Below are 23,077 nucleotides of genomic sequence, written 5' to 3' on the forward strand. Positions count from 1 at the left end.
AACCCATCCCGAACTCAGTTGTGAAACGCTGCTGCGGCGACGATAGTTGTCGGGTTGCCGACCGCCAAAATAGCTCGATGCCAGGACTTATACTCCACACAAAAGCCTCCTCTTCATAAATAGAGGGGCTTTTTAATTGCTTTTAAGCTGTTCCACATCTAATTTGCATAACTTTGGCGGGCTGTCCGGATCACCCCATAAGAGATTGAGAAAATATAATTGTGCAATTTAAATGTGCTTTAGCTTACTAAGTTGCAGTCAATGAAGTAATCTGTCATGCTGAGGACAGCATAGACGCGCAGCAGCTCCTCGTAGGGTAGCATATCGGAGATTCTACCCTACACTTAGGGCGTAGCCCTCCTCGTAGAGTAGCCGCAGAAGCGTCTACAGAATGATATGTTAGAATCCAACTTGGTATTGGTTGATGTCACATTTTTCTACATATTTCTACACAAATCTGAAATCTGAAAAGTGTTGTTTATTTGCCCATCATACCGCTCCCGCAGTAAAAATCTATCAAAACTAATGTGGGAGGGTGAGAACCCCTGAGATTTATCCAGGGGATGAAACCCGACCCAAGAGGCTTTAGCCTCGTGTTTCTATTTGCCTTTTTGATTCTCAATGTATCTTTTAACTACCTCGGTGCTGACTTGACCAGTTGTTACAACAAAATAGGTCGGTGTCCATAATGCAGGTAGTTTTTGGTTCTTTAGGACTTGTTATGCTAAACCATGAAATAAAAAGGCAAAAAGCAGTAAAAGATTTATCCAAATAGTGAAGAAAAACCTTGTTTTACTTGACACAGAAGCAATATTTATTGTTAAGTGTAAATACAACAAGAATAAATTTGTGATAAATATTCAGCAATGATGAAGAAAAGAGCCATAAAGGTTTTAACAGAACTCCTGGGTTTAAAAGATATAAAAGTCGTAGGAGAAAACCTTTATGATGGGATTGGAGTTATCTTACAAACGCAGTCAACAATATCATACAGTGTTTGTCCACACTGTGGAACAAAAAGTGAGAAATTGCATCAAAATCATCGGCATATTGTCAAAGATTTACCCTGGGGAGAGAAACAGGTATTTTTAGAAATAAATAGAAGACAAGAAGACAATTTAAATGCAATAGATGTAAAAAACCTTTTAGTGAGGAGCTAGAATTTGTACAGAAAAAAAGAACTTATACAAAACGACTGGCAGAGAAAGTAATCCAAGAAGTGTTAGACAATGATATTCACAGTATAGCGTCCAAAGGAATAGTAACAACAGAAGAAATAGAAAGAATGTTAAAAGACGCATCTGATGCTAGAGGTGATACTAAACCATCTGGATTAAAAAGGCTAGGAATAGATGAAATAGCCTTAGTTAAAGGTAAAGGGCATTACTGTGCAGTATTAATAGATTTAGACACATCTAAACTCCTGGCTATTTTGAATGGAAGAACACAAGAAATAATCAAATAAACCCTGAATGGATGGGGAACAGAAGTTTTAGAAAAAATAAAAGAGGTGAGTATAGATTTATGGCAAGGCTATAAAAAGTTAGTCACAGAATTGATGCCAAATGCTCAATTAGTTGCAGACAGATTTCATGTGATGGCACAAATAAATCAAGAATTAGATACACAAAGAAAAACAGCACACTGTGATATGCACTTCATGTATGCACTTAGAATACCATCTTTAACAGAAGGCGATTGCTATTTCTCCGACATCGTACAACGCGCCGCCAAACTCATCTGCACTACTCCAGAATTTGACGAACTGGCTATAGAGACGTTAAATTTAACGTTTCTACAATGTGGCATTACCGAGGAAAGCGATCGCGCTAAACTCCGCGCCGAACTCGACGGAATGATAGCGCACCTCTACAACTTAACGGAAGCAGAATTTGCTTACATCCTCAGCACCTTCCCCATTGTTCCCGAACAAGTTAAATAGGATGCATTAGCAGCTTATCGCACCTTTACCCCACAACAGAAAGAGACAAAAATAGCCGCATTATAGCGGTACTTGCATTCAAAATTTCAAACACAGCATTTAGAAAAAATAGAAATAAATTTTTCGGCGTTGCTGATTTGAAGTATGAATTTGATGTTGTCATGCTGAGTGTAGCAATGCGAAACGAAGCATCTATCGAGATTCTTCGCTCCACAAAGTTCCGCTCAGAATGACAATTCATACCTTGATTCAGCAACGCCAATTTTTCCATCTAACCAGTAATTTTTATCCAAATGCGACGTTATGGGAATGCTTGCGACCTACACCCCATCATGTATCTAGGTATCAGCCGCAAGACAGATAAAGTGATTAACATAACTTAACATTTGTGTTAAGTTTAGGGTATCTTGTTGAAAAACCGTTAGTTTTGACTAAGTAAACCGAGAGTTATCTAGCGTTCCTGTTAAAGCACTAATACTTAAAGTTGATGTGCGATCAAAAACAGGGCTTACTCGGTTGAATGGGAGTATTGACTGACTACCGTTGCAACTGAATCAAGATGAAATTTTGGCGTGAAACGATTGCTGTAACTCAGCGTATTTTAATTGAACTATTGCGGCGAAAACGCAGCCTGATTCTTTGGACTATTTTTCCTGTTTCTGTACTGTTGATCAACGGGTTTATTTTATCAGAGAGCCTGAAACTATCAACAGAGCGAGGTTTTGAATATGCTGCTCCTTCAACATTGGTGGGAGCAGCGCTGTTTTTTAGTTGTTTGGGTGGCAGTGTTGCCACTGTGGTATCAGAAAGAGAACAACAAACCCTCAAGCGCTTGTTTATTTCTCCTTTAAGTGGTACATCCTATTTTCTAGGAATTTTTTTAGCTCATAGCTGCATTGGCTTTGGGCAGACATTACTTATTTATACTATTGCTGCATTTTGGGGTGCAACATTTAAGGGTTCTATGTTTTTGGGCACAATCATTATTTTCATGAGCATTGTTGCTTACGTTGGTTTAGGGTTTATTTTAGGTACACAACTGGCTCGTCGTACTGAAGATGTTAACTCTCTAGTTGCTGCTTTTGGAGTCCCTCTGTTAATTTTAGGCGGAGCTTTTTTTCCTACTACTTTTTTACCTGAATCACTACTTGATATTGCCAAAATCAATCCTATTTATCACATGAATGAAGCACTTGTGGCAGTATCTTTCCAGGGGAACAACATAAAAGATATTACGTCTCATTTTCAGTTTTTATCAGGGTTCGCTTTCACAATGTTTCTGGGTGGTTGGTTATCTTATCGAAGAATGTTGATAATAGAAAGAAAACTTTAAAATTCCTCGCCCACAAGGGGCGAGGAATTTGGTAATAGGTAATGGGAAATAAAACTACCAATTATCAATCAATCGTGCTCTATATTTATCTCCACCATCAAACTGGATTTTTGCAATAAGTTGATGATTTGGTGCGGTTAAATGTAAGTTCAGCTAAATAATATAAAAAATATGCTGCATATAGAAAATCTGAATAAGTCTTTTGGTAATAGAAAAGTTCTTCAGAATTTAACACTGCACGTTGAGCCTGGAGAAGTTTATGGTTTACTGGGTGCAAATGGGGCGGGAAAAACTACAACAATAAATATTATTTGTAACTTGTTACAAGGTGATAGCGGTATAGTAAAAATTAATCATCAACCAGTTTCAGAAGCAACAAAAAAAATAATTGGTATTGCACCACAGGAAAATTTGTTATATAAAAGTTTATCTTGTGAAGAAAATATCAAGTTTTTTGCCAAAATTTACGGTTTGGATCGGATAAAACGACGGCAGCGGCTCAAAGCTACCCTAGAGGCTGTAAATTTATTAGATAGGGCTAAATGTCCAGTAGAAACACTGAGCGGTGGGATGCAACGGCGGTTGAATATAGCGGTTGCTTTGGTACATCAGCCGAAATTAGTGATTTTGGATGAACCGACTACAGGCTTAGACATTGAGGCACGATATGAAATTTGGGAGTTGATCAAACAACTGAAAAATCAGGGAATTACAATTTTACTAACTACTCACTTATTAGATGAAGCAGAGCGTTTGTGTAGCAGAATTGGTATTTTAAAAAATGGTCGAATTCTCGCTGAAGGTAGTATAGAAGAATTGCGTACTTGCATTCCGGCCAAAGAAATTATCGTGGTGCAGACTCAAGAAGAGGAAAAAGCGATCGCACTAGCTATTGAATATGGTTTTACACCTCGGCGTTATGGTAATGATTTGGCTTTTTGGTTAACGGAACACTTAGAATTAAAGGATATTATCGCACGCTTTGATGGCATTGCCATTGATTCAATTTCACGGCAACCTGTTAGGTTAGAGCATATTTATCTAGAGTTGACACAAAAATGCTAATGGTTAGTGGTTAGTGGTTAGTGGTTGTTATAAACTACTAACTACCTACTAACTACTAACTACTAGCCAACACACAACAATTCTGTTACTGGCTGTTAGAATCTTTTTCTGGAGTGTCTTGAGAAAAGTGCATGCGAATGGTTTTAGCCTGTTTGCTATCAGCAGCAATAGCAGTCATCACATAGTTAATCAAATTTTCTGTAAAGGGAATACGCAAATGGAAAGTACCATCAGGTTTGAGTTTAATAGAATGATTGCCAACGGTTACGGTTGAACCTGGTTCAGTTGCTCCGTGAATAATTAGCTCAGCATCAGCTACAAACCAGAAATCTTTATCGGGACGGTTGAAAACGCGAGCAATTTCTGAGCGTGCTATTAACAACCAATGACTATCTTCTGTGGTGTAGCCAATTTCTGCCATGTAGTTGCGATCGCCTGCTGGAATCGCTACATAGCGATCGTTTGTTGTCTCTTCGCATTCATACTGCTGCACAAGTACGGGAGTTTGATAACTCAGATCAATGTCAGTGACATCATACATTCGTAACGCAAATTGAGAACCACCTTGTTGTCGCAGCGCCTTCTTAGCAGCATCAGACACTTTCCAATAAACATAAGCCCATTTGGGAGTGCGTGGTAAAAGAACAATACTGTTCTCAGCATTTACATCTTTTGATTCAACAGCTGCTGTGGATGCTATGGATGCAGCTTCGTCTACATTATGAGCCTGCAAATGATTTGAGTTATTATTTTCTCCTATGCCATAAATGTCAGCCCACGATCCAATTGTTACTGAGTCTGCTGGTGGAGTTAGCTGTTCTGAAGGCTGAGAGATGTTTGCAGTATTATCTACTTCTGTAATATTAACAGTTGGTTCTGCTGCATCTGCTACCATATCTAATAAATCTTCGGAAATTTCAGGTAGTTCTGGAGCAGTTCCTGCATCATATATAACAGCAGGGATATCGTGTTGTTGTGCTGTTGGTGCTGGCTCTGGAGTTGTATCTTCCCAAACATCCGGTAGTGGAGGATATGAAGTATTGACAACTGTTACTGGCGCTTCCAAATCCAAAGCCTCTTCAGAAACAGTAGGCGATCGCTCGGAAACTGTATCTGTTTCAGGAATAGATGGTGTCTGTGGTGGCGAAATTTCAGTCACGTCTTGTTGTTCATGGGAAGCAAAATCGGTGACTTCATCCACTGGCAGCACTTCTAAATCAGGTAGTTGAGGAGCTGTGTTTGTTTCATGAATAGATGGTGCTTGTGGTGGCGAAATTTCGGTTGCATCCTGTTGTGCAGAAGTCGAATCAGTAACTTCCACCACTGGGGGCAATTCTATATTTGGTGGTTGGAAAATTGTATCTTCCTCATGAACTGTTCGTACCTGCGGTGGCTGAATTTCGGTTGCATCCTGTTGTGCAGAAGTCGAATCAGTAACTTCCACCACTGGGGGCAATTCTATATTTGGTGGTTGGAAAATTGTATCTTCCTCATGAATCGTTCGTGCCTGCGGTGTCTGAATTTCAGTAGCGTCTAGTTGTTCGGAAGCAAAAGCAATAACATCAGCTACTGGCATTTCTGCATCAGATTCAACTGCCGAAACACTGCGTTGTTTGGGGATTTCAGTTGTTTCCTCTCTCAACGAATCTTCTGGTTTGGATGCTATTTGAGGAGTATTTGGTTGTTGTACTGTTGGTGTTTGTTCTTGGGCTATATCTGCCCAAAAATCCATAGTTAATAAATCAGAAGTTGCCATCTCAGCTGTCGGTGCTTTCATTTGGGCAACATCGCTGAGTGGTGTTGCTGAACTTTTGTCAGACAACTGCTCACTTGTGATTTGGGTGGTTTCTTGCACTCCTGGTTGCACATTAGATGAGGCTTGATTAATTTCTGATAGTGGAGGATATGAAGTTTTGACAACTGCCACCGGTGCTTCTAAATCTACTCCATTGGCATCATCAAATGGCGATCGCATTTGAGATGGAGAATTTAGTTCAGATACCGCTGGTTGTACGTTTTTGGTTTCATCTGTAGCTACGGTTTCTGGGTTTTTCTCTGACCATTTTGATACTAGTGTACCTCCCGTTGCTAGAGCGGCAGCACCGCTTCCTATGCTAGCAGCGACGGTGGGAGTAAGATTTGCAGCTAAATTCTGACTGGGTAGGGTGTTATTTACCTCTGGTGTCAAATCGGATGTTGTCTGAGTGGTTGCACCGATATTAGGAATCTCCGGTGATGCCGTTTCTGGTGATGGGAGAGTCGGATCTGATTCCGGTGCTGCCTTTGTTTCCCCTTTTTGAGGTGGGCGTTTTCTTCGCAATAACCATAATAATGAGCCACATGCAGCCAAAATAGCGAAGAAAAACACCAACCACCCAACTTTTTGAGATTGGGCAGTTTGATTGTTACCAGCAGGAGCCGCTAAGGTGGAGTTATCAGAAGCAGTATTTGCTTGGCTGGTTGTAGCGTCGCTTTCACTTGACAAAAATGGCGAGACACTAGCATTAGGTGAGGCAGTAGCATTGCTGTCCGTAGCAATCTGCGATTCTCCTCCCTTTACCGCAGTTGCGATCGCTTCCGCCTCAGCACTTCTTGCTTCCTCCATAGCCTGCTGTCCGGGTGAGTTAGTCGCAAAGCCCAGAAAACTAGCCACTGCTGGACTGGGATTTTTCTTGTAAATGTATACTAAAGGCTGAGAGAAGGGATATTTAGGATTATCTGGCAGAGTTTGATGTATTTTGAGAACTCGCACACCTTCGAGTTTCGATATCTGACTGGCTAAAACGTAGCCAATACCATCCTTGCCTAGTTGTTTGACAACTTCGGCGGTGCTGTCCTCAATGAGTTGGGTAGCTGTTGAGCCTGTGGCAAACTTCACATTCTCGAAGGCTGGGTAGCTGCGAAAAGAATCTCGAATGTCGCTGGTTGGCGGGCGATCGATCACCCGAATCTTACCCGCAGTTCCACCTACTTGCGACCAATCTGTAATTTCGCCCCGGAAAATCCGGGCAAATTGTCGATTAGTCAAGTTCCCCTTGAAGGGATTATCTTCACTAACTATAATTGCAATCTTTTCTCGCCGCAAACGCACTTGTTCCAAACCTTGTGCTTTTTCCTCCGGCGTCAGACCGCGACCAATTGCTGCTATGTCAATTTTTCCTTCTTGCAAGGCTTGCAGTGCTGTATATTGACCGTTGGCGGCAACTTCCACTGTAGTACCGGAGAACTGTTGCTCGAATCGCTGTTTCAGGGTTTGGTTAATCGTACTCATGGTACTTGAACCATCGATCCGCACAGTAGTGCCACTCGACACTGTTTGCGGTAGTGGAAAAGTTGGAACCTCGGTAGATTGCGCCAGTGCCGAGTCTGACTCCACAAGAGTGGCTGCCATTGGGGTTGTTGCTAATGTCAGCAATAATGCCAGACCGACTATCGAATTATCTTTTTTTTCTTTTTGCCACATATGCCCTCTTATTAAGCTAGAGGAATTTGGGTAGAGTAAACAGAAAATAAATCTGTCCCGATCGCTATTTGTTTTCTGGAGGAAACGCGCTAATTATACATCTGTGTTATCTTTTTCTTAAGTTGGGGCAAGCACTAGTGTTTATTTATACTTAATTATCTTAGCTTGTTTGGCTCGCGTTAATCTCATTTGAGATTGTTTAAAGTATTTAATATTACAATCTTTATTATTTTTTCAGCTATTTTGACCCTATTTTTTTTCAGAAGTTAAGCAACAATTTTAACGAACTAATTTGAGAAGTAGGTATTGACATCATTAAAGATATTTCAATCCTTATCTTCAGAAGATAACCATAATTTATATATAAATTTCTAGAGTTGATCTACTGAGATTGGTTTCTGCTCAGGGTGTAAATCAAACAATTTATCTAAATTTTCACTAAAAATTTAGATATTAAATGTATTATTAGCTTGTTTAATATACAAAATAAATCGTAACAAAATTAAATTATTTTTTTATGTTGCGCAGGTTAAGACCGTTGTAGCAACTGCCGTCTTTCTGCTTAAGATAACAATGACAATCAGGTTTTTCAATTACTGATGCAACTAAGACATTTAAGGTAGTAGCTGCTAACAAACCACCTCCCAAAGTCCCTTGTATGACAATCCAAGCAACGTTTTTTTGCATGAGTTGTCGCTTAGCAGCGGGAGCATGGCTAAAGCCAATGGGCATGCCAATTACTAGTGCAGGTTGAATGCGCTGTTGTTCAATAGCTTCGCAAATCGATAGTAGTATCGAAGGTGCATAACCAACTACGAAAATGCAATCTTTTGTTACTTTCTGCAATCTTTCCTGCCATTGCCGATCTTGCCAAAAGGCCTGTTCTGCTTCCGCGGGAGTGGTAACGTGGGGATTGTCAATTAAAGTTTCTAGGTGACATCCTAAGTGAACTAATCGTGTTTGGTCTAAAGCAGCTGCAACTGTGGGAATATCTGCAATCACCTGACATCCCGATTTAAGGGCTTGACGACTAGTGGCGATCGCCTCTGAACTGAACCTGACAAACGACGCTAAACTCACATCTCCACAAGCTAGCACTAATTGAGAAATCAAGTCTCGTTCAATTGCAGAATGCTTCGACAGATCGGGTAACAAGCATTGTAGCGATTCGTGAAAATCTTCTGGATGAGCGTGAATTTGAGCATCCAAACCACTCCAGAGTTTTTCCAACTCCCCCAATCCAGCCTTAGTTTCTACTTCTATTAACTTGAGTTGGGCTAGCACTTCAGCTTGCATGATTTGACAATCGCGATCGCGTCCTAGTAAACCTTCTAATGCAGATGCAGTTTGCCGCAATTGGGAGATTTGCTGCATCACAGTCTGGTATTGCTGCTGAAGTTGTGCCATCAAACTGGCAGTTGTATCTGTTTGTGGTTCAACTTCGAGAATTTGGCGAATATGGTTAAGCTGGAAACCTTGCTGCTTTAGTGCGACAATGCGTTGCAATCGAATCACATCTTTTTGAGTGTAAAGGCGATAGTTGCTGCGCGATCGCATTGGTTGGGGTAGTAATCCCAATTGATGGTAATGTCGCACCATCCGTGGCGTAATACCGTCCCCGACTGCTTCGGTAAGTTCTTTAATAGTTAAGCAATCAGTTTTCATATCAACCCCAACAACCATACAACACTAATTGTTGCAGAGACGGCGATCGCGATTCTGATGGGTGTTATTCTTCAGATAATCATGAAGGCGATCGCAAGCCCGATTCATCAACTCGTCAAAAGATTCAATCTGCCACACCTTAACAGTACCATCATTGCCGGCTGTAGCTAGTAACTTGTCATCCTGACTCAAAGCGACGCTGTTTACCGATGATTCATCCGTTTCCCATGCTGCTAAAGGCAGCTGGTCTTCCGTTGTCACATCCCACAACTGCACATTGCCGTTATTTGTACCGCTGATAATTCTCTTGCCATCACGACTAAATACTAATGACATTACTCTTGGCCCATATAGTTGAAATAGTCTAATAGTTTCGCCCTGCAAGTTCCACAAGCGAACAGTGCCATCTTCTCCGCCACTGGCTATTTGCTTACCATCTGGACTAAATACCGAACTATGAACAGGCCCTAAATGCTCCTCAAATTTCTTTTGCTGCTGACCCTGCAAGTCCCAAACAAAAACAGTACTATTTTGTCCAGCACTAACAATTAGTTGACCATCCGGGCTAAAACTGACGCTGTTAACTCCTTGTTGCTGTGCTTTCCAAACCAGGGGCTGTTGTGGAGAATCGTGCTGATTTTGCGTCTTCCATAGGCGGATAGTATCATCATTTCCTGCGCTAATCAATTTTTGACCATCTGGACTGAAACTGACACTGTTGACTAACCCTTGATGCCCTCTCAATTCTGCCAACAGCTGACCCTGCAAATTCCATAGGCGAATAATGCCATCTTTGCCAGCCGCTGCCCATCGCTGACCATCCGGGCTAAAACTAACACCCTTAAACGAGCCTCGATTTACTGTTGAGCTTATTAACTGCCGATTTTGCAAATTCAAGAGGAAAGTACCATCATTACCAGCGCTGACAATTTGGCGACTATCGGGGCTAAAGCTGACACTGTTGACAGACTGTTGATGGCCTGTTGACTCTGCAAATTGTTGACCCCGTAGATTCCAAAGTCTAACAGTCAGGTCATCTGCGGCGCTAGCTAGTACCTGACCATCCCGTCTAAAACTAAGGCTTCTGACCGGGCCTTGATGCCCTACAAATCTCTCCATCTCATTACCCTGTAAGTTCCAGAAACGAACAGTACCGTCACCTCCTGCGGTAGCTAATTGCTGACCATTTGGGGTAAACGCCACATCCCAGGGTTTAATTTGTTGCGTTTTCCATTCTTTCAATTGCCGACCTTGCAAGTTCCACAGGCGGACAGTATCGTCTTCTCCGGCGCTAGCCAGTTGCTGACCATCCGGGCTAAAACTGACACCGTTGATTATCTTTTGATGCCCTTTCAATTCCTTTACTTGCTGATTCTGCAAGTTCCACACGCGGACAATTTTATCATCTCCACCGCTAGCTATTAGCTGACTATCCGGGCTAAAACTAACGCTTTTGATCGAACCTTTATGTCCCTGCAATTGTGTCATCAATTGACCTCGCATATTCCATATGCGAACAATGCTGTCATCTCCAGCACTAGCCATCAGCAAATTATTAGGGCTAAAACTAATGCTTCTAACCGAACCTTGATGCCCCTTCAATTCTGCCAATAGTTGACCCTGCATATTCCACACGCGGACAATGCTGTCATCCCCAGCGCTAGCCAATAGCTGACCATCTGGACTAAAAACAATGCTTCTAACAGAGTCGGTATGACCCTGCAATTTTGTCATCACCTGACCCTGCATATTCCACACACGAACAATACTGTCATCTCCACTGGTAGCTAATTGTTTACCATCCGGACTAAAACTGACGCTTCTGAGTGGGCGTTCATACATTTCTTGGCGGTTACTTTCTCTGACTGTGTAAACCGCTTTTTGCAGTGTTCCTCTCACTTGCTCCCGTAGCTTCTGTTCTGTGGGAAATAACCACAAAAGAGGGTGCTGAAAAATTTTTCCTGCGTGTAAAATTTCTAGCATTCCATCTAACGTTTGGTTCTGATTCAAACTTACTTCAGCGGTTTTTCTAGATGTACGGATTTGACCTATTAGCGTACCTCTCAGACCAAACAGAGTCAAAGTAGTCAACACAATTGATACAGTTATAACACCGATCGCAGTGCTCCAACGCAGATGAATATTCCTTTGTTTTTGCATCACGCTTTGCTGCACAAACTCAGCTTCTAACTGGTTAAACCAGCGATCGCCAGACTTGAGTTGCTCATGCAATACTTCGAGATAGGGATTAGCATTCCAAAGAAACTGCCGTGGTTTCTCTTTGGATTGCTCTTGGCGATCTGATGTACGTCGTCGCGATCGCACAAACCTAGTATTTATTTTGTTACACAAATTTTCGGCAAAGTAAAAACTGCGATCGAGCAACTTTAAAATAGGTTCGGCTTTGGCGAGAAAATCTGTTGGCTGTTTTTTGGATTTGATGTTTTTCCATTCTTGGGCTGCTGGGGTCAGCCGCCTTTGTAAAATTAAATTTTCCTCCGCATCTTGTTTCCACGCCAGCAGCTTTTGCCATCCTCGCACTAACGCATCATGGGCAGGTTCTACATATGGGTTCCCTTCTGTGTCTTGTCCTTCCACAAGTAAGCGCGCTGTTGAGAACCGCCTAATTACCTCCTTTACCCTTGCGTTTTCTGGTTCTGGGTACTCTAATTCCGATAACGGTACTCGTCTGCGTGCCAACTCACCCCCGCCTACTGCTACCATTCGTAACATCACATGGCGGATTGTCTGTTCGTAGGCTCGATCCTGTTTGACTAACTCCTCATATTCACTATCCGCTCTTTGGGTGAGACTCCGCATCACTCCACCCAATTCTCGGTAATCTGCCTCGGCGATCGCTCGGTCAATTGTTTCACCGTATTGTTGAGCGATTCTTTGCCGTTTTAAATACTTGAGATAAAGCTCACTCAGTGTAAAAGATAATAGAGGCAGCGTACCAGGCATATCTGCTACTTCATCAATCAGGCGATCGACCAAAGGATAATTGGGATCGTCTGATTGAAAATACATCACTTTGGCAGATGCAGGTTCTTCTATTGCTTGACGCAATTCCCCTCGTGTCATCGCTGGTACAATAAATCGAGCTGCTGCCCAATGTCGTTCTAAGGCAGTATTTTTAAATTGGGGTTCAAAGTCACTTCGTAGTGTCAGCACTAAGCGTAACTGCTCTGGATATTCGTTTACAGCTTTCGCTAAAAAGTTGATAAAGTTTTCCCGCTCTTGTTCATCCCGACAAAGAGTGATCAGTTCTTCAAATTGATCAACTATTAGTAGTAAATTTGACTGCGGGTTCAATTCCATCCAAGTTGCCAGATTGGTAGAAAGAGTTTCTAATTTTTCAATGGAAGGCAAGCTGGTAATAGAATAAATAAGTGATTTTTCTTGTGTCAGCGTATTATTTAAAGCCCGTAATGGAGACTCTCCGGGACGCATTGGAGCTAGGATACGCCATTGCTGCCTTGCCCCCTCCCCATCAACGGGGGTGGGGTTCTGCATCCTTTTAATGTAAGGAATCAATCCCGCCTTAACTAAGCTAGATTTACCCGTACCCGAAGCCCCCAGCACCACTGTCAATGGTTGCCCCAAAATGTATTGATACAGTTGTTCGGTCAAAGCTTGCCTGCCAAAAAACAGGTGACTGTGTCTTTCATCAAACGATTGCAAGCCACGATAGGGATTTTGAGATTCATCTAGGGGTGGCGCTGGGGGTAAGTTGAGTGGATGCCCAGGAGCTAGAAAAATATACTCGCCTTTATCGTGTTTTTTCAGAGGCCAGATACCGGGGGTTTGCCGTTGGCGGTATCCTTCTGTTCCTGGTTCAACTGCGTCGCGCAAATATAAGTACAATTCAGTAGCAGTAATTACCCCATCTCCTGATGATTTACCATTAGCAGCAGGAGGATAGGCATCAGCTTTACCTTCTAGCGCTTCCAGTAAAGCTGCGGCAAAAGGGGAATGGTCGCCGATTTGACCGCGTTCGGTGTTGAGCACGAAGGCATCTAAGGCTTTTTGATCGTAAGCAGCAGAGGTAATGACTTGCCAGGCTGGATCGGTAATAAAGCGATCGTATCTTTCTTTGTGAATGACTTTTGGCACAGGTAACAAGTTTCTAGTACTCGACCAGCGAAAAGCACCAGCAAAGCAGCAATCAAGGATTCCCAAGAAATGACGACAGGGCAAATTACTTAAGCACTCCTGCAACTGGGTCATCGGTAGGTAAGTTTTGGTGTCTCCTAGCTTGGCATCTTGGGGGATTAAATAACCTTGCGGGCCATCATCGCCATTGAGGGCAATTCCATGTCCAGCAAAGTAAAACAGCAGACGGTCATCTGCTTTAATTTGTTGTGGTAGAGTTTGTTCGAGGAATTTTTTCAGATTACTAAGGATGGCTACCTCATCTAAGCACACCCATACGTGATAATCATGCTTTGTACGCAGAATTTCTACTAGCTTTTTGGCATCGTTAACCGCGTTTTGCAGAGGAGAAATGCCATTACCATAATTGTTAATCCCAATCACAAACGCTAGATTGCGCGAGAACTCAGACATAGCACCCCAGTTTTTTCTTTGTTCACGTGACGTGTTGTTCAGGTCAGCTATTATTCAGTTTGAACTGTCTGCTTACCTAATAAAATAGGTGAAACCACATGCAAGTTATGCAGTTTCCTAAAAGAGACTATTAGCGATCGCCCTTCTCTGCTAAATATTTGACAAATAGCTTTTTTATGGTTTTGGAATCAACTGGCTAGTTTTGTTAGTGCGATCGCCTGGTTGTATGTCATACCATTTTGGATTTTAGATTTTGGATTGGGAATTACTGTCTCTGTCCGGGTTCTGTCATACTAAATAGCAGTCAAAGATAGTACTTCCCTCACCCCGCCCTCTCCCAAATTGGGAGAGGGGAAGGGGAGAGGGCACGAATTGCTATGTTAATTAGCTACAAGCAAGTTAGTGAAAACTCGGTTATAAAAAATTGATTGACCTTTTTACAAGTAATCGAATTTTAGATCGATATCTCAATCCTGGTTGTAATTGTTATGAAAGTGCATCATTCTTAAATTGCATCACACAAGATGTAAGTATTAAGGATGTAGACTATAGCCTGAAGCAGAAAAATTGCAAAGGTAAATAAATGCTCTGGCTGATTCTTGCAGTAATTGTTTTGGGGACTTTAATTGCAGTAGCGATCGCTTACGATTGGTACACGAATCAAGCAATTCGACGGGCTGAAGCTGAATTTCCCCCTCAAGGAAACTTTGTGAAAGTTGCTGGAGTGAAGTTGCACTATATTTGCAAAGGTTCCGGTCAAGCCGTTATTTTGCTGCATGATAACCCTGGCTTTTTGCAAGATTATTTACCTGAAACATTCAACTGCATTGCTCAAGAATATTGTGCCTATGCTTTTGATCGTCCCGGACATGGTTATAGCACTCGCCCTAATCAACAAGCAACGCCGTTAGTGCAAGCTCAACTGTTACGTGGTGCGTTGCAAAAACTCGGTATTGAGAAACCGATATTAGTTGGACATTGTTGGAGTAGCGCTATCGTGCTAGCCTATGCACTGCGCTACCCCGATGAAATCTCTGGGATTGTGCTTATTTCTGCCATAGCCTACAAAGTTACTCGGGCACTTTTGCCGCTAGCCAAGTTTGCACAGTTCCCACTACTAGGAATGTTGCTCAAATTTCTACCCCCGATCCTGATCGGACGTATTTTCCGCAAACGTCTGCGTGAAGCGTTTTCACCAACACCCTTACCAAGGGAGTATGCTAAAGCAGCACAAGCACTGTGGGCAAGACCGATTCAAATTCAAGCCATGCTGCAAGACAACAGTAGTTTGCAATCAACATTAAATATTATGAAAAAACATTATGGCGAGATTAACATCCCTGTTGTGATAGTTATAGGTGATGCTGATAATTTTATCTCTCCCAAAGTCAACGCCTATCGATTGCACTCTCATATCCCTCACTCCCAGCTATGTGTTCTACCCAAAACAGGCCATGCAATTCCACAAACGCAGCCAGAAGCAATTTTGAAAGCTATCAATATTATTGGGAAATAAGCGATCGCACTGAAATTTTCTGGTCTTTGCGGTGATTTTTCGCTCACCAACTTCAGCAAATTTCACAGCGAGTACTCTTGACAAAATCCTTACCTGATTGAATAAAACAGCCTTGCTTTTTTAGGGGGGTTGGGGGGATCTACATATTGCGATCTAACGACAACTTGTTGCGATCTAACGACAACTTGTTGAGATCTAACGACAGCTTGTTGTGATCTAACGACAGCTTGTTGTGGAATTGCGATCGCTTTTTTCTAGAGAACTGCGATCGCATGTGTTCACCTAGATAACGCTTCCCAAACAGAGGTGCGATTGCTCAATTTTATTGTGAGCTTATTGAGTGCGATCGCCCTTCTCCAAGAAATTTAACCCAAATCCTCTCCCTGAACCCCTACGCGTTGCTGGCGATCGCCTGGCAATGCCTGAAACAAACTTTTCGTCCCACAACCGCCAAACTTGAAGATGTGTTAATGGTAGTGTCGCATGCTGGGTCAACAGTCTCTGGCTACTCGTCACCCTCATGCCAGCGGTGGCGCTGATGTCGTTCGTGGTCATCCCGCGAGAGGAGCAATACCTGGAGACCCGCTTCCCGTCGGACTACTTGCCCTATAGGGCTTCTGTGCGTCGCTGGCTGTAAGCAGCCGCCGAACAAGGGCATGGAGCTGACTGCCTCCAGCGTCCGCTCCTGCGTCGCTCCCGCTTCCGGCAGCAGCTCATCTCAGCCGTTAGTTTTGAGGTCATCGTGCCAAAACGGGTTGCATTGTACGCGCTCGGAATCAAAGCGATTGCCCAAATCCTTACTAGATAAGAGTTTGGACTAACTAAAAGGGAATTTTTTTCATCCGCAGAGGGCGTAAATTATCAAGGCTACTCACCGACTTCAAATTCCAAATATAATCACCAGTCAAAAATTTAGGGTGGGCAATGCCCACCCTCTCGATTAAGATTCCATCACTTCTGCTGTCTTCTTCCTATCCAACTTGAGAATTAACACTCCCAAGGGCGGCAAACACAAATCTAGTGAATAGGAACGGTTGTGCATTGACCAATTATCCGTCCATTTACCGCCTAGATTACCCATATTGCTGCCACCATACTGACGCGCATCACTATTAAACAACTCGGTATAAAATCCTGGTTCTGGTACACCGATGCGGTAGTGGGAATGGGGTTGGGGTGTGAAGTTGCAAACGATGATAACGAAATCTTCAGAGTCTTTGTCTCTGCGGATGAAGGAGACTACGCTATGGCGATTGTCGCTACAATCAATCCACTCAAAGCCCTCCTGAGCAAAATCGAGAGTGTACAAAGCAGGTTCATTGCGATAGAGATGGTTTAGATCCTTGAAAAATTCTTTGAGTTGTTGGTGCGGCTCATGCTGTAACAAGTGCCATTCTAAATCGCCCCAAACATTCCACTCACTCCACTGCCCAAACTCCATGCTCATAAACATGGTTTTCTTGCCTGGGTGAGCAAACATATAGCTAAACAAACAACGCACGTTAGCGAACTTCTGCCATCTATCCCCTGGCATTTTGCCGATGATATTGCTCTTGCCATGCACGACTTCATCGTGAGAAAGTGCCAACATGAAGTTTTCGCTGTGGTGATACCACATGCTAAAGGTGACGTTGTTTTGGTGGAACTGACGGAACCAAGGGTCCATGCTGAAATAATCAAGCATGTCGTGCATCCAGCCCATGTTCCACTTTAAGTTAAAGCCCAATCCGCCAGTGTAGGTAGGCCAGGAAACCATTGGCCATGACGTAGATTCTTCGGCAATGGAGACAATGCCAGGAAAATAACTAAAAATAATGTGATTTACCTGACGCAAGAAATCAGCTGCTTCTAGGTTTTCTCTACCACCGTACTGGTTAGGCAGCCATTCGCCTTCTTTGCGGCAATAATCGAGATAGAGCATCGAGGCAACAGCATCGACGCGAATGCCGTCAATGTGGTACTTGTCAAACCAGAACAGGGCATTGGCAACTAAGAAATTGCGGACTTCGTTGCGTGAGTAGTTGAATACTAAAGTACCCCATTCTTTATGTTCGCCTTTGCGGGGATCGGCATGTTCGTAAAGGTGAGTGCCATCGAAGAAAGCTAAACCATGACCATCTTTGGGGAAGTGACCGGGAACCCAATCCACAATTACGCCAATTCCATTTTTATGGCATTGGTCAACAAAATACATGAAATCTTCGGGTCTGCCATAACGGGAAGTAGGGGCGTAGTACCCGGTGACTTGATAACCCCAGGAACCATCAAAGGGATGTTCGGCAATGGGCAATAATTCAATATGAGTGTATCCCAAATCTTTAACATAAGGGATCAGTCGATCTGCCAATTCCCGGTAGGTGAGGAAGCGTGCACCAGGGTTGAGTTCAGAAACAGGAACTACAGGTTCAATTTCCCCATTGGGGAGTTTGGGTGGTTCGGCACTAGAGGCGTGTAACCAAGAGCCTAAGTGTACTTCGTAAACTGAAATAGGCTGAGTGAGGGGATCGGTGTGACGCCGCACCTCCATCCAGTCTTGGTCGTTCCACTGATAGTTGTCTAAATCAGTGACAATCGATGCTGTTTTGGGGCGGGGTTCTTGTTGGAAACCGTAGGGATCGGATTTTTCGTATATGTGGCCTTCTATATTTTTAATTTCGTATTTGTAATGTTCTCCTATCCCAAGTTCGGGAATAAACAATTCCCAAACTCCAGTTTGACCTTTACGCATTTGGTGTTTGCGTCCATCCCACTGGTTAAAATCGCCTATGATGGAGACATTGCGGGCATTGGGTGCCCAAACAGCAAAATACACGCCTTTGACGCCGTCTACTTCGGTGAGGTGCGCTCCCAGTTTTTCGTAAATCCGGTGGTGATTACCTTCAGCAAACAGGTGCAAATCAAAATCAGTCAAGCGGGGCGAACGGAAAGCATAAGGATCGTAGATGACTCGCTCGTGTTCGCCTTCTTTGATTCTTAACTGGTAATTTGCTAATTCTTTTGTTTCAATGGCGCATTCAAAAAAGTGGGGATGATGCACGGTTTGCATTGGGTATTCTTTTCTTTCCTCTGGAAGGATAACCCACGCTGCACTGGCATTAGGTAGGTACGCTCGCACAGCCCAGACGGTTTTGGTACCATTTTCTTCTATGAGATGGGAACCCAGTACTTCAAACGGATCTTGATGTTGATTCCAAACAATGCGGTTTACCTGTTCGGGGGCGATCGTGGTCATAGACATGGAGCTACCTACGTTGATTGAATAAAGTGACTAAGTAAATTTGCTTTTTTAAGTTCTATATATATTCTTTACATTTATTTGCAATTTTTGTCTCCACGATCATAGTACTTGAGAGGGAGAGAGGGGGAGATAGGGAGTAAATAAAAATAACTACTAACCACTAACTACTAACCACTAACTCTTGACTAAATCAATGTATCCAAAAATGGGAAAAGCTGAAGTAATGCTTTACGCAGGTTCAGCAAAAAGATATTTTGCCGTATGTTAGGACTCAGTTTTGGTGGTGGGGCTTGTTGCAGTTGGGCTTGCAGTTGTGCATATTCTGCGGCTGTTAGGGGTTTGCCATCAATGGGCGATCGCGCTGCGGTGATAATTTCTGTCCGTAAGATTTCTTCTGGTGTATCTTCTGGTGGCGGTAATGCGATCGCCACCGTTCCCCAATAACTAACGATCCCCAACCCAATGCTAGTAATAGCTGTCAAAACAGTAAATTTTATCGCTTTCATTCTAATTCTTTATTATTTTTTTATTTTTTATTGTTGATTTTAATCAATTACTTTTATGACAGCGCATAAATAATATCATGTCCATCTAATTGGCGATCGCACTGAGATGGAGTGGGGGAGTGGGCATTGGGCATTGGGAATTGGGAATTGGAAATAACCAGCAACCAATGTACAGACATGCCATGGCACGTCTGTACAACAACCAACAACCAACCACTGAAGAAACGATCGCAAAAAAAGAATCGGTGCAGCCAATCCGCACCGATTCAGAGGATTTGATCAAATTTAAACTTGACATTTTTCCTCATGCCAATGCCGAAGCTTGCGGTTTGGCAAAAATCATTCTTCCAGCAGTAGTCTGCAAAGCACTGGTAACGACTACCCGCAATTCACCACCCACATAACTACTACCTTCCTCAACAACAACCATTGTGCCGTCGTCTAAGTAGCCAATTCCCTGGCTGGGTTCTTTACCTTCTTTGAGAATCTTCAGGTCAATGTTATCGCCTGGTAAGTAGGTGGGACGTACAGCGTTTACTAAATCGTTAACATTCAGAACAGGCACTTTCTGAACGCTAGCAACTTTGGATAAGTTGTAGTCATTGGTTAGTAGTGTGCCGTTGATTTCTTGGGCAAACCGTACTAACTTCGCATCTACGGTAGTGATATCATCGTAGTCCACAGGGTTGATCAAAATGCGATCGGGGTACATTGTTTTGATCCGGTTGAGAATCTCTAGTCCGCGTCTTCCCCGCACCCGCTTTTGGTCTTTGCTGGCATCTGCAACCTGTTGCAATTCTTGCAAAACAAATTGCGGTACCAGAAGCTGTCCTTCTAAAAAGCCAGTTTCTAGTAGTGTTTCGATGCGACCATCGATAATACAACTAGTGTCTAAAACTTTTGTGCTAGCTGGTTTAAGTGTTCCTTCTACTACCATTGTTTCCACGGTGTTGGGATTAATTAAACGCAACAATCCGCGTCCGTGGGTGTCTGCTAGATTCATGCCGGTGTATGCCAGCACAATGCTACCAACAACTGCTACCAGTGGTTTGATAAAGCTAAAGTCAACAGGAATTGGCAGCAAGAACACTGGTGCTAACATCAAGTTAGCCACCAGCAACCCGATTACTAAACCGATCGCCCGAGTCAAGATGACTTCAAACGGCATTTCCCGGACTTGCGCCTCTAGACGCCGATATTCGGTCTGGAATCTCAGTCCGACTGCGCCCCCAATAATAGCAGCAAAAGCGGCAACAACTAAGCGCAAAGCCTCTAAGTTCGTCACTCGATCTAGTGCCCCGCTTGGTAGCAAATCGATACTATAGAACCCTACACCTGCTGCTGCGAATATGAATGAGAAAATGATAATTGCATCAAGCATGGTTGTATTGCTTTCCTACAACTGTGTTAGCTAATCAGTCTAGTATTTTTAAACTTATCGCTAAGACAGATTTACAATATATGAGCTTCATCCTAAAGGCTGAGACAGATAACATCTGCAATCATTATAACCAAAGATTTTTATGCTTTATTTTTGTCATCTTTTTGTTGGAAAACGATAAAAAATTGTTAATAACGTATTAATATTCATGTTTTGTAATTCTTAGAATGATATTTTAATTTTTACTCAAAATGGCACAAAAATATATAGTTTCAGGAATTCCCAGTGCTGCTTATATACATGTTCCCTTTTGCAGGCGTCGATGTTTTTACTGTGATTTTCCCATCTCGGTTTTGGGCGATCGCTTGCGCGGTGAAACATCTGGCACTGTCTCTGAATACGTAGAAATGCTATGTAAAGAAATTGCGATCGCGCCTGATTTTGGTCAACCTCTGGAGACTATTTTTTTTGGTGGTGGTACTCCTTCTCTTCTATCTGTGCAGCAGTTACAACGTATATTGACAGCTTTAAAACAAAAATTTGATATTTATCCTAGTGCAGAAATTTCTATGGAAATAGATCCAGGTACGTTCGATTTAGCACACATCCAAGGCTATCGCAGCGCCGGGATCAACCGTGTTAGTTTGGGTGTACAAGCGTTTCATACAGATTTGTTGCAAGTCTGTGGGCGATCGCACACCGTTGCTGATATTTTTGCAGCAGTGGAGTTAATTCACCAAGTCGGGGTTCCCGAATTCAGCATAGACTTAATATCGGGATTGCCGCATCAAACTTTAGACAGGTGGCAGGAGAATTTAGAAAAAGCAGTTGCGATCGCACCGACACATATATCTATATACGATCTAACTATCGAACCCGGAACTGCCTTTGGTCGTTATTATAAACCTGGTGCTGCTCCTCTACCAACCGATGAAATGACGGTGCAAATGTACCGAATGGCGCAGCAAATCTTAACTGGTGCAGGCTACGAGCATTATGAAATTTCCAACTATGCTAAACTAGGACACCAATGTCGGCATAATCGAGTTTATTGGGAAAATCGCCCCTATTATGGCTTTGGCATGGGTGCAGCGAGTTATGTAGAGGGGAAGCGGTTTACTCGTCCGCGTAAAACAAAGGAATATTATCAATGGGTAGAAACTGGATGTGTGATTGATTGTGAAGTCACATCACCTGATGAAATTTTGTTAGAAACCTTAATGCTGGGGTTGCGTTTGGCAGAAGGTGTGAGTTTAGAAGTGTTGGCAGAACAGTTTGGGGAAGACAAGGTAGAAGAGATTAGGAAGTGTTGCGATTTGTACTTTGAGAAAGGCTGGATGGAAGTTGTGGGAGAAAGGTTGCGCTTAACCGATCCCGATGGATTTTTGTTTTCTAATGTGGTTTTGGCAAAGTTGTTTGCTGAGTTGGGATCGAATTAGGGGTCAAGCAAGAGTGTTCAGTTTTGGTCGCACTGCCAGGTAACTACAGACTGGTTGTAGTTAAACTGCTTAGGTTGTCGGTAGAAGCAGTATTCGAGGTTATCTGTTCGAGTTCAAAATCAAGTTAAGCTGCCAAAGCGTATGTGAATGGTTTATAAAAGACTTGGAATTTAGGATGTTTTGTAGAAAAATTCGGCTTTTTATCCCTTCATGGGTAGATATATGCAAACTTTCGACTTTTGATCCCATTGTGGGGAGATATACGAAAAATTGCTGGCTAATAAGTAGTTGGATTGCTTATATTTACTGTTAAAAGTACATTAATTGCACCAGTAAACACTGCATTAATCGTGAAAAGTTTGAACGTTTTATTTCTACACGTTAATGTGGGCTATCTGATTAAACTTTTTATTAGAAAATAGTAAGCAATCGTTCTTCAGTGTCAGCCTAGTAGCATGACCGCCTTAAAATAGCGCATTATGATTTTCTTGTGGGGTAGGCATCTTGCCCGCCCAGAACAGGCAAGATGCCTACCCCACAATAGTTATATTTATGCATCAAATTAGCCAGGTCACGCCACTAGGTCAGCAGAAGCGCTCAGTTGTGCATTAAATCATCAATATGTAGAGGAAACAAGTGAACATTAGCGAGTTCATGCAGCAAAATCTTGCTGGTGCCAATGAGGGCGAAGGTTCTGCCATCTTGTCGCATACTCAGTTGTTTAGTGCACTGTACAACCTCATTGGAAATGAACGTGCCACAGAAGCCACAACCGCTACAGTTTTGTGGCAGATTATTGCTGCTTCACTTCCGTTTACCTACGAATTTATGAACGTACTGCAATCTTCACTTAATTAAGAGCCGTAAAATAAATTGCTGGCTGCGTAGAGACGTGCCGTGGCAAATCTCTACTGGCAAGATAGGAATTTCATCCTGTTGTGACGGATTTAAGAGCCTACC

General features: G+C 42.7%; 18 protein-coding genes and 1 pseudogene. 8 read left to right on the forward strand and 11 right to left on the reverse strand.

The features are described from left to right. Positions 1-599: 599 nt before the first annotated feature. A pseudogene (locus tag HXY43_RS24475) lies at positions 600-704 on the reverse strand (transposase); the annotation flags it as partial. A gap of 162 nt (positions 705-866) precedes the next feature. Between HXY43_RS24475 and HXY43_RS24480 the strand changes: the two are divergent. From HXY43_RS24480 to HXY43_RS24500, 5 genes are all read left to right on the forward strand, one after another. Next, positions 867-1,160: a transposase family protein gene (locus tag HXY43_RS24480; RefSeq protein ID WP_290889076.1), complete on the forward strand. Its 294-nt coding sequence runs from the start codon at positions 867-869 to the stop codon at positions 1,158-1,160. Positions 1,161-1,219: 59 nt separating this feature from the next. Continuing rightward, positions 1,220-1,465 carry a transposase gene (locus HXY43_RS24485; protein WP_290889079.1) on the forward strand — a complete coding sequence of 82 codons (246 nt, stop codon included), beginning with the start codon at positions 1,220-1,222 and terminating at the stop codon, positions 1,463-1,465. Positions 1,466-1,510: 45 nt separating this feature from the next. Continuing rightward, entirely contained in the window at positions 1,511-1,942 is a 432-nt protein-coding gene (locus tag HXY43_RS24490; RefSeq protein ID WP_290889082.1) for a transposase, read from the forward strand. 559 nt (positions 1,943-2,501) lie between these two features. Beyond that, complete coding sequence (locus HXY43_RS24495) at positions 2,502-3,275, forward strand: ABC transporter permease (RefSeq protein WP_026732862.1); 774 nt, start codon at positions 2,502-2,504, stop codon at positions 3,273-3,275. Between the two features lie 171 nt (positions 3,276-3,446). Further along, on the forward strand, positions 3,447-4,340 hold the full coding sequence (locus tag HXY43_RS24500; RefSeq protein WP_290889087.1) for an ABC transporter ATP-binding protein: 894 nt from the start codon (positions 3,447-3,449) through the stop codon (positions 4,338-4,340). A gap of 85 nt (positions 4,341-4,425) precedes the next feature. On the opposite strand, the gene HXY43_RS24505 is transcribed toward HXY43_RS24500, so the two are convergent. The 3 genes from HXY43_RS24505 to HXY43_RS24515 form a co-directional block, all read right to left on the reverse strand. Continuing rightward, on the reverse strand, positions 4,426-7,803 hold the full coding sequence (locus HXY43_RS24505; RefSeq protein ID WP_290889090.1) for a substrate-binding domain-containing protein: 3,378 nt from the start codon (positions 7,801-7,803) through the stop codon (positions 4,426-4,428). A 507-nt stretch (positions 7,804-8,310) separates the two neighbouring features. Further along, a complete protein-coding gene (locus HXY43_RS24510; protein ID WP_290889093.1) occupies positions 8,311-9,468 on the reverse strand; it encodes a precorrin-8X methylmutase in 1,158 nt (385 codons plus the stop codon). 24 nt (positions 9,469-9,492) lie between these two features. Next, positions 9,493-14,037, reverse strand: a complete 4,545-nt coding sequence (locus HXY43_RS24515) for a caspase family protein (RefSeq protein ID WP_290889098.1) — start codon at positions 14,035-14,037, stop codon at positions 9,493-9,495. A 583-nt stretch (positions 14,038-14,620) separates the two neighbouring features. Here HXY43_RS24515 and HXY43_RS24520 point away from each other — a divergent pair. Continuing rightward, positions 14,621-15,553, forward strand: a complete 933-nt coding sequence (locus HXY43_RS24520; RefSeq protein WP_290889101.1) for an alpha/beta hydrolase — start codon at positions 14,621-14,623, stop codon at positions 15,551-15,553. Between the two features lie 139 nt (positions 15,554-15,692). Here the strand turns inward: HXY43_RS24520 and HXY43_RS24525 are convergent, their stop codons facing one another. From HXY43_RS24525 to HXY43_RS24555, 7 genes are all read right to left on the reverse strand, one after another. Next, a complete protein-coding gene (locus HXY43_RS24525) occupies positions 15,693-15,827 on the reverse strand; it encodes a hypothetical protein (protein WP_290889104.1) in 135 nt (44 codons plus the stop codon). 59 nt (positions 15,828-15,886) lie between these two features. Further along, positions 15,887-16,108, reverse strand: coding sequence for a hypothetical protein (locus HXY43_RS24530; protein WP_290889107.1), 222 nt, complete (start codon positions 16,106-16,108; stop codon positions 15,887-15,889). A 51-nt stretch (positions 16,109-16,159) separates the two neighbouring features. Further along, entirely contained in the window at positions 16,160-16,294 is a 135-nt protein-coding gene (locus HXY43_RS24535) for a hypothetical protein (protein WP_290889110.1), read from the reverse strand. A 199-nt stretch (positions 16,295-16,493) separates the two neighbouring features. Beyond that, a complete protein-coding gene (glgB, locus tag HXY43_RS24540; protein ID WP_290889205.1) occupies positions 16,494-18,785 on the reverse strand; it encodes a 1,4-alpha-glucan branching enzyme in 2,292 nt (763 codons plus the stop codon). Between the two features lie 191 nt (positions 18,786-18,976). Continuing rightward, positions 18,977-19,297 carry a hypothetical protein gene (locus HXY43_RS24545; protein ID WP_290889113.1) on the reverse strand — a complete coding sequence of 107 codons (321 nt, stop codon included), beginning with the start codon at positions 19,295-19,297 and terminating at the stop codon, positions 18,977-18,979. Between the two features lie 85 nt (positions 19,298-19,382). Beyond that, entirely contained in the window at positions 19,383-19,595 is a 213-nt protein-coding gene (locus tag HXY43_RS24550) for a hypothetical protein (protein WP_290889116.1), read from the reverse strand. 6 nt (positions 19,596-19,601) lie between these two features. Next, on the reverse strand, positions 19,602-20,678 hold the full coding sequence (locus HXY43_RS24555; RefSeq protein ID WP_026732870.1) for a PIN/TRAM domain-containing protein: 1,077 nt from the start codon (positions 20,676-20,678) through the stop codon (positions 19,602-19,604). Between the two features lie 251 nt (positions 20,679-20,929). Here HXY43_RS24555 and hemW point away from each other — a divergent pair, with 251 nt between their 5' ends. Together hemW and HXY43_RS24565 are read left to right on the forward strand one after the other, a co-directional pair. Then, positions 20,930-22,117 carry a radical SAM family heme chaperone HemW gene (hemW, locus tag HXY43_RS24560; RefSeq protein ID WP_290889119.1) on the forward strand — a complete coding sequence of 396 codons (1,188 nt, stop codon included), beginning with the start codon at positions 20,930-20,932 and terminating at the stop codon, positions 22,115-22,117. A gap of 636 nt (positions 22,118-22,753) precedes the next feature. Next, on the forward strand, positions 22,754-22,975 hold the full coding sequence (locus HXY43_RS24565) for a hypothetical protein (RefSeq protein ID WP_290889122.1): 222 nt from the start codon (positions 22,754-22,756) through the stop codon (positions 22,973-22,975). The last annotated feature ends 102 nt before the right edge of the window (positions 22,976-23,077 follow it).

Origin of the sequence: Fischerella sp., from assembly GCF_013388695.1 — a bacterium.
Classification (GTDB): Bacteria; Cyanobacteriota; Cyanobacteriia; order Cyanobacteriales; family Nostocaceae; genus PCC9605.

Coding starts and splice junctions, on each gene's coding strand:
- HXY43_RS24480 (WP_290889076.1), top strand. CDS start 867: ATGATGAAGAAAAGAGCCATAAAGGTTTTAACAGAACTCCTGGGTTTA.
- HXY43_RS24515 (WP_290889098.1), bottom strand. CDS start 14,037: ATGTCTGAGTTCTCGCGCAATCTAGCGTTTGTGATTGGGATTAACAAT.
- HXY43_RS24555 (WP_026732870.1), bottom strand. CDS start 20,678: ATGCTTGATGCAATTATCATTTTCTCATTCATATTCGCAGCAGCAGGT.
- hemW (WP_290889119.1), top strand. CDS start 20,930: ATGGCACAAAAATATATAGTTTCAGGAATTCCCAGTGCTGCTTATATA.
- HXY43_RS24550 (WP_290889116.1), bottom strand. CDS start 19,595: ATGTCAAGTTTAAATTTGATCAAATCCTCTGAATCGGTGCGGATTGGC.
- HXY43_RS24500 (WP_290889087.1), top strand. CDS start 3,447: ATGCTGCATATAGAAAATCTGAATAAGTCTTTTGGTAATAGAAAAGTT.
- HXY43_RS24505 (WP_290889090.1), bottom strand. CDS start 7,803: ATGTGGCAAAAAGAAAAAAAAGATAATTCGATAGTCGGTCTGGCATTA.
- HXY43_RS24525 (WP_290889104.1), bottom strand. CDS start 15,827: ATGCGATCGCAGTTCTCTAGAAAAAAGCGATCGCAATTCCACAACAAG.
- glgB (WP_290889205.1), bottom strand. CDS start 18,785: ATGACCACGATCGCCCCCGAACAGGTAAACCGCATTGTTTGGAATCAA.
- HXY43_RS24530 (WP_290889107.1), bottom strand. CDS start 16,108: ATGACCACGAACGACATCAGCGCCACCGCTGGCATGAGGGTGACGAGT.
- HXY43_RS24495 (WP_026732862.1), top strand. CDS start 2,502: ATGAAATTTTGGCGTGAAACGATTGCTGTAACTCAGCGTATTTTAATT.
- HXY43_RS24535 (WP_290889110.1), bottom strand. CDS start 16,294: ATGACCTCAAAACTAACGGCTGAGATGAGCTGCTGCCGGAAGCGGGAG.
- HXY43_RS24510 (WP_290889093.1), bottom strand. CDS start 9,468: ATGAAAACTGATTGCTTAACTATTAAAGAACTTACCGAAGCAGTCGGG.
- HXY43_RS24520 (WP_290889101.1), top strand. CDS start 14,621: ATGCTCTGGCTGATTCTTGCAGTAATTGTTTTGGGGACTTTAATTGCA.
- HXY43_RS24545 (WP_290889113.1), bottom strand. CDS start 19,297: ATGAAAGCGATAAAATTTACTGTTTTGACAGCTATTACTAGCATTGGG.